The sequence below is a fragment of the Enterococcus sp. C53 genome (genome assembly GCF_040887425.1).
Taxonomy (GTDB): domain Bacteria; phylum Bacillota; class Bacilli; order Lactobacillales; family Enterococcaceae; genus Enterococcus_B; species Enterococcus_B hirae.
Window position 1 is genome coordinate 432,485 of record NZ_JBFOFT010000002.1, and the last position, 6,332, is coordinate 438,816.

Annotated in this window: 10 protein-coding genes; 9 read left to right on the forward strand and 1 reads right to left on the reverse strand. The window is 31.7% G+C overall.

Annotation, left to right across the window (positions count from 1 at the left end):
- Positions 1-2 precede the first annotated feature (2 nt).
- The gene (locus tag AB3I42_RS04885) at positions 3-476 is read right to left on the reverse strand and encodes a DUF2975 domain-containing protein (RefSeq protein ID WP_034867092.1); all 474 of its coding nucleotides are present in this window, start codon (positions 474-476) and stop codon (positions 3-5) included.
- Between the two features lie 640 nt (positions 477-1,116).
- Here AB3I42_RS04885 and AB3I42_RS04890 point away from each other — a divergent pair.
- The 9 genes from AB3I42_RS04890 to AB3I42_RS04930 all read left to right on the forward strand — a co-directional run bounded on the left by AB3I42_RS04890 (position 1,117) and on the right by AB3I42_RS04930 (position 6,289).
- Entirely contained in the window at positions 1,117-1,548 is a 432-nt protein-coding gene (locus AB3I42_RS04890; RefSeq protein WP_228012159.1) for a hypothetical protein, read from the forward strand.
- Entirely contained in the window at positions 1,482-2,402 is a 921-nt protein-coding gene (locus AB3I42_RS04895) for a sensor histidine kinase (protein ID WP_368022351.1), read from the forward strand. The genes AB3I42_RS04890 and AB3I42_RS04895 overlap by 67 nt, the downstream gene beginning before the upstream one ends.
- 2 nt (positions 2,403-2,404) lie before the next feature.
- The gene (locus AB3I42_RS04900) at positions 2,405-3,151 is read left to right on the forward strand and encodes a LytTR family DNA-binding domain-containing protein (protein WP_034867095.1); all 747 of its coding nucleotides are present in this window, start codon (positions 2,405-2,407) and stop codon (positions 3,149-3,151) included.
- Positions 3,152-3,259: 108 nt separating this feature from the next.
- Positions 3,260-3,856, forward strand: coding sequence for an accessory gene regulator B family protein (locus AB3I42_RS04905; RefSeq protein WP_181914490.1), 597 nt, complete (start codon positions 3,260-3,262; stop codon positions 3,854-3,856).
- A complete protein-coding gene (locus AB3I42_RS04910) occupies positions 3,840-3,998 on the forward strand; it encodes a cyclic lactone autoinducer peptide (protein WP_181914491.1) in 159 nt (52 codons plus the stop codon). The genes AB3I42_RS04905 and AB3I42_RS04910 overlap by 17 nt, the downstream gene beginning before the upstream one ends.
- Before the next feature lie 689 nt (positions 3,999-4,687).
- On the forward strand, positions 4,688-5,251 hold the full coding sequence (amaP, locus tag AB3I42_RS04915; RefSeq protein ID WP_010737641.1) for an alkaline shock response membrane anchor protein AmaP: 564 nt from the start codon (positions 4,688-4,690) through the stop codon (positions 5,249-5,251).
- A gap of 12 nt (positions 5,252-5,263) precedes the next feature.
- Positions 5,264-5,452, forward strand: coding sequence for a DUF2273 domain-containing protein (locus AB3I42_RS04920; RefSeq protein ID WP_010719095.1), 189 nt, complete (start codon positions 5,264-5,266; stop codon positions 5,450-5,452).
- Between the two features lie 45 nt (positions 5,453-5,497).
- A complete protein-coding gene (locus tag AB3I42_RS04925; RefSeq protein WP_223603608.1) occupies positions 5,498-6,010 on the forward strand; it encodes an Asp23/Gls24 family envelope stress response protein in 513 nt (170 codons plus the stop codon).
- Between the two features lie 36 nt (positions 6,011-6,046).
- The gene (locus tag AB3I42_RS04930) at positions 6,047-6,289 is read left to right on the forward strand and encodes a GlsB/YeaQ/YmgE family stress response membrane protein (protein ID WP_010719097.1); all 243 of its coding nucleotides are present in this window, start codon (positions 6,047-6,049) and stop codon (positions 6,287-6,289) included.
- The last annotated feature ends 43 nt before the right edge of the window (positions 6,290-6,332 follow it).

Consider the following 6,332-nt stretch of genomic DNA (forward strand, 5'->3'; position numbering starts at 1 on the left):
CCTCACACTGTTAAATCATAGTCATTTTTTAAATAAATGGCTTGTTTGAGTAAATCAATCAAAATGCTTGAAAGGATGTAGATAAAAAAAGGGATAAAGAGTAAGACGAAAGCGATGAGTAGGATTCCTGGACTATCGCTCATATCAGCTATTTGGTAAAATTTTGGCAAAATACCAAATGCAAGGATCGTGATACATAAAAGGCAAGATCGGATTTTACTGATAAGCTTTAGACTCTTTTTAGTAAAAGTTTCCTTTGAAGGGAAGGTTTTGACTAAGCGGAGCAGGAAGAAATTGAGCAACAAAGTCACTAGAAGGATTAGGTAAAGAACTAGAATAAATAGTGTAGTTTGCCAGTTGCTAAATGGATTTGTAGGATTTGTACTCAATTGAATAGTTAATAGCGTTCCCAAGAGAAGGGGAACAAAACAAAAAACAGAAACGATTAATTGGATAAAGAACAGTTTGGATTTCATAAAATGCCTCCTAAATTTTTATTAGTATAGCATGAGGTTTGTTCATTATCAATAATTATTTATCGATAAGCGATAAATAAAAGGATGGACAAACGCCTTTTTCAATAAAGAAAAGGCGTTCTAACGAATCATATTATATTTTAAAGCTGTAAAACTATTACTAAAAATGGACTATTTCTCATTTAAACAATGTATTCCCTAACCACTAATACATCCTTGTAACCCTGAAGTTACGCCAGTGGGATTAAATTTCATCAAAACAAATCAAAATCTCGCATAAAATATTTATCGCAATAGATTAATTATAACATATCATTTGCAAAAAAGATATTTAATTTAGATTACATTTACGATAGTTTTAAATAACAGAAATTTTAAGGAGAAAAACGTATCATTATCATGTTTATACCCTCCCAAATCTAAAGTAAATATGCTAAAATCACAAATAACAACGAAGATCATGATTGGTTGGGGAAATTTATTCCTATTTTTCGTTATTAAAATTAGGTGTACAAATAACTAATTGTTTTATTTTGTTTGGTTGTGGGGAGTGGAGAAACAAAATACGCTAATATAAATTGTTATATAAGTATGGATAAAAAATTCAGATAAAATTATTAAGTTGTTAGGGGAAGTTTAAATGAAATTAAATGAAGAAAGTTTATTTATCCTAATTTTGATTGGTCAGCTTTACACTGTTTTTATGGCTCTTGGTTATCTAAGGAATCTTTTATCAAATAAAAAATTTCAATTGTTTTCGTTTATTAGTGTAATCGCTTATATTGCTTTATATCAATGGATCAATATCATTGCGACAGTTATCTTATGGGCTGGGTTATGTCTAAGTATCTATATCATTGATCGAAACATTGATATAGCGATATTTTATCCTTCGATTATTTTATTTTTCTACATATTCATTGATGGAACAGCCAAATATCTATATAAAATTTTAGAGTGGGATATCAGCGATTTTTTTACAGCTGTTTTAGGAACAGGTTGTTTGTGGATCGTTACTGTTTTTCTAAAAAAATGGTCATACCGAAGATTGTTAGGGATAAAACGACTTTAAAAATAGCGGCCATCGTTGTTTTTTTTACGATTATTATTTATTTTATTAACATTTGTAGTGATCGTTTTTCTGTTTTAGCAAGATTCCTAGTTATCAGTAATGAATTATTTACGGTTCTTTATGGTGTAATGTCTACCATAATTTATTATGTACTACTTTTTATCAAGAAAAAAGAATTCGAAACACGAGAGCAGCAAAAAGAAATGCGTCACCTGATTGAATACAGTGAACAGATCGAAAATAACTATCTTGCATTACGAAAATTTAAACACGATTATAAGAATATTTTGTTTTCAATAGAGGATTATATTCAAACAAAGGATATTGAAGGGCTGCAAAAGTATTTTTATCAAAGTATCAAAGCTACTGAAACGATTTTTGAAGAAAACAATCTCCCAATTGCTTCGATTTCAAATCTTAAAATTAGAGAGATAAAAAGCATTATTTTGAGTAAATTATACGTGGCTAGCCAAAAGGGTGTCGAAGTAAACGTAATGATTCCAACACCCATTACGGATATCGCTATCTCAACAGTCACACTTGTTCGTATGCTAGGGATTATACTGGATAATGCAATTGAAGAATCAGCCTTTTTAGAAAAGGGAAAAATTGAATTGACTATTATGGAGGAAGACAAAAATTGTTTTTTTGTCTTAATGAATCAATGTCGTTCGAGTATTCCTAAATTACATGAATTGAAAAAAGTGAATTTTACTACTAAAAAAGGAAATCAAGGACTAGGTCTAACGAATCTGGACGAGCTTGTTCATTTGAACGAGAATGTTTTTTTAGAAACAAAAATTGAAAACAATCGCTTTATACAAATCATAACGATTAGTGGAATGAGGGGCTAGTAATGTTAAAAATATTTGTTTGTGATGATGAAATTGCTCATCGAAATAAGCTTACTCGGATGATTACAAATTATTTATTGATGAAAGACTATGATGTTCAATTCCAATTTGCTACGGATGATCCAATGATGATCTTGTCGTTTATTTCAAAACATAAAACAGAAGGAATCTATTTTTTGGATATTGATCTAAAAACGGATTTAAATGGGATCGAGTTAGCAAAAAAAATCAGAGATTACGACCCAACAGCAAAAATCATTTTTGTGACAACTTATACAGATTTAGTCTATTTAACTTTTTTATACAAAGTTGAAGCATTAGATTACATCGTTAAAGATAATATGGATACCTTTCAAAAGAGAGTGACGGAATGTATTGACGTCGCAGTTGAACGCTATTTGAATACAAATCTGGAAACTAGACCCCAAATTTGGATTAAGAATGGTCCAGTTGATGTAAAGTTATATGTCGATGAAATATTTTATTTTGAATCTAGTCCAACACCCCATAAATTGATCGTCTATTTAGATAACCGCAGAATTGAGTATATAGGGAAGATCAAAGAAGTAGAAAGTATGTATGAGGTATTTTGTCGTTGCCATCAATCTTATGTAGTTAATCTGATGAATGTGAAAGAAATCAATAAAAAAGAACGAGTGATCACTATGGCCAATGGAGCAAAATGTTTAGTTTCTACTCGTCATTTAAAAAAAGTAGTAAATCAGTTCAAGAAATTAACCAGTTGTTGATTACATCTCCAGGTATTCCGCACTTTTGATCAAATAACGTTCACTTTTGATAAAACCAACTATCTTATAAAAAAACAAATATAATATAGATGAAAAGGAGCGGATCAAATGTCGGAAGAATCTATATCTTTAGAAGAAAAAGTTTCAAAAACAATTAGTAAGCGGATAGGAAGACAATTACAATTGTCAGAAATTGACTTGGCAAAAATGGAATATGGATTAGCTGTTCTTCTGGTAATTAGTTCAAAGATATTTTTTATCTACTGTTTAGCTGGGTGTCTTCATATTATTCTGCCGGTTTTAACTACCCATTTGGCATTTACACTAATGAGAAGAACAACAAAAAATTTCCATGCAAGAGATAGTAATGTATGTACGGTCTTAAGTCTATTTTTCTTTGTCTTATTACCATATCTAGTTACTACTTTTGCTGTAGATGTCACAAGAGCCAGCTTTGTGATCTGCAGTCTCATGATTTGCTTGATCTTGTGGTTCAAAGGGATAGTGATCGCACAAAAATCGGCGAAAAGTTCTTTGCTAAATGGAAAGAGCCAGATGATAGTGGTCAGTTTGTTCCTAACTATTTTTGGTGGGGTTCAATCAAGTAACCGTATTCGTACCTTACTGTTGTTAGGCATGATGATCTCAACCCTTTTAATGTTTGTTCAAAAAAGAAAGGATGAAGAAAATGTTAAAAAAAATTAGCTCAAGAAAATTAAAATATATGCGAATTTTAGCAACTGTTGCTGTTGCTGTTGCTACAGAAGCTATAGGTAAAGGAACAATGTGTACAGGAATTATTTATGAACCAAAAGTACCTGATGCATTGAAACAAATCGAAAAATAAACTTGGAAATCGAAATACTAGTGGAATAAAAAGAATTCATTGTACGAATAAGTCTTAGGATCAAAAATAGTAGTTGCTATTTTGACCCTAAGACTTATTTTTTTCGATAATTTTGTAAGAGCAAAACAAATATAAAAAAGAAAAAAGATTCCCATAATGTCGTTGTCCAACTAAATTCTTTTGAAATTCCAAAAAATAAATTCCCTGCATTAGAAACGATTAAATAAATTAAGGTAGTTATTAGAGCATAAATTATTTTCTTTACCATAATCTCACAACACCCCTTTTTTCAAAAACATGGCTAAAGCGTTCCATTTCTTCAAATGATCTTTACTTAAGTATAATTCATTTAAAAGATATTTGGAAAGAAATTTTATCTGTTTTTTACAGATATGAAAGAAAAAAGAGAGTAGGAAACGATAAATATTAGAAAAATTTCATAGCAACTGATAGTTTTTTGTAATAATAACTGAGCATTATCTTTGCATTTTTTAATGTAGACTACTATCCTTTAAATATACCCAATAGAAAAAAGGCAACACAGTCTATTGTAGGGAAACGTTATTTATGAATGATTGTCATAGAAAGTGAAAAAAGGCTATTAGTATTAGCATGGCATGGTAGCGCTTTCTATTGAATCTTGTAAATAACATGTGTGATCACGGTCAATTAGAAGTAGGAGGTGGAGAATGAATAAAGGGTGGAAGATCGTCGGTATTCTTGCAAGTTTATTCTTGCTGACGGTGCTTTTAGGGATCGCGTTGATCAACGCACCGTATATGATGCCAGAACAGTTGGAACGTTTTCGATTTTTTGTCATAACGAACTACTACGTGCAACAATATCTATTTTGGACAGCTGTCGTTTTTGCTATACTTGTGCTTATTTTGTTATTAGTTGTTCTTTTCTATCCAAAATCCAAAGGGACGTTTGTTTTAAAACAAAAAGATGGAAAACTGACTTTAGACAAGAAAGCAATCGAAGGGCTTGTGCGATCACAATTACATGAAGAAGAATTTGTTGGTTCACCAAAAGTTCGAGTACGCTCAACAAAAAATAAAATCAATGTCCATGTAAAAGGGGATTTAAAACGAACATCCTCTTTAATTGGTAAAACAGGAGAATTGATGCGTGACATTGAACAACAAGTGGCACGAGTACTTGGTACTGAACAAAACATCGCTGTAGCTGTTACTTATAGTGGATTTGAAGATTATGACAGTAATGCACACAAGCACGCTCGAGTAGAATAGGAGGGGCCCATCATGAAAGAGATATTTTCAGCGTACAAGCTCCCTATTATCTTCGGGGGACTTGGCTTACTGTTAGCTGTTTTATGGATAACAGTTGGATTTTTTAAAACACTTCTAATATTAATCATGACTGCTATAGGTGCAGGCATTGGTTTTTATTTGAAAGAAACAAAAATATTTGATCAATTTTTTAAATCTTAGGAGGAACTGGACATGGAAAACAAAGAAATCAAAAACACAAATACAATGACATCTGAGAATAACCATATTTCACGTGGAGAATTAACTTACGAAGATAAAGTAATTCAAAAAATCATCGGTTATGCTTTGAAAGATGTTGATGGTTTATTAACATTAGATGGCGGTTTCTTCTCAAACATTGCTGAAAAATTAGTGAACACGGATAACGTCACAGCAGGAATCAATGCAGAAGTTGGTAAAAAACAAGTAGCTGTTGACTTAGATGTAGTTGTAGAATACGGAAAAGATATTGAAAATATCTATGATCAAATTAAAGACTTGATCAGCCGTGAAGTGAATGATATGACACATTTAGATGTAATCGAAGTGAATGTGAATGTAGTTGATATCAAAACACAAGAAGAATATGCAAAAGATCAAGAAACTGTCCAAGACAAAGTGACAGATGCTGCTAAATCAACTGGTCAATTTGCTTCAAAACAAACAGATAAAGCAAAAGCAGCTATGAATAAAGGAACACAAAAAGTGAAAGAAAACACTGAACCACGTGTTCAGTAATTGATTGTTAGTAAAAGAAATTAGGAGGAAATTAAAATGGGATTTATTTGGTCATTAATCGTCGGTGGTATTATCGGAGCAATTGCAGGGGCTATTACAAATAAAGGTTCTTCAATGGGAATCATTGCTAACGTAGTCGCAGGTCTAGTTGGATCAGCGATCGGACAAGCTTTACTTGGCACTTGGGGACCAAGTATCGGGGGCATGGCAATCGTTCCATCATTGATTGGTGCAATCATTCTTGTATTGGTCGTATCATTCTTTGCTCGTAAACTGTAAGAATTTGATCGGATCATTTGATCGATCATAAATAAAATCAGAA

Bases quoted from the DNA above. Each gene is read 5' to 3' on its own strand.
- AB3I42_RS04885 (WP_034867092.1), bottom strand. From the start codon at position 476: ATGAAATCCAAACTGTTCTTTATCCAATTAATCGTTTCTGTTTTTTGT.
- AB3I42_RS04890 (WP_228012159.1), top strand. From the start codon at position 1,117: ATGAAATTAAATGAAGAAAGTTTATTTATCCTAATTTTGATTGGTCAG.
- AB3I42_RS04900 (WP_034867095.1), top strand. From the start codon at position 2,405: ATGTTAAAAATATTTGTTTGTGATGATGAAATTGCTCATCGAAATAAG.
- AB3I42_RS04905 (WP_181914490.1), top strand. From the start codon at position 3,260: ATGTCGGAAGAATCTATATCTTTAGAAGAAAAAGTTTCAAAAACAATT.
- AB3I42_RS04910 (WP_181914491.1), top strand. From the start codon at position 3,840: ATGTTAAAAAAAATTAGCTCAAGAAAATTAAAATATATGCGAATTTTA.
- amaP (WP_010737641.1), top strand. From the start codon at position 4,688: ATGAATAAAGGGTGGAAGATCGTCGGTATTCTTGCAAGTTTATTCTTG.
- AB3I42_RS04920 (WP_010719095.1), top strand. From the start codon at position 5,264: ATGAAAGAGATATTTTCAGCGTACAAGCTCCCTATTATCTTCGGGGGA.
- AB3I42_RS04925 (WP_223603608.1), top strand. From the start codon at position 5,498: ATGACATCTGAGAATAACCATATTTCACGTGGAGAATTAACTTACGAA.
- AB3I42_RS04930 (WP_010719097.1), top strand. From the start codon at position 6,047: ATGGGATTTATTTGGTCATTAATCGTCGGTGGTATTATCGGAGCAATT.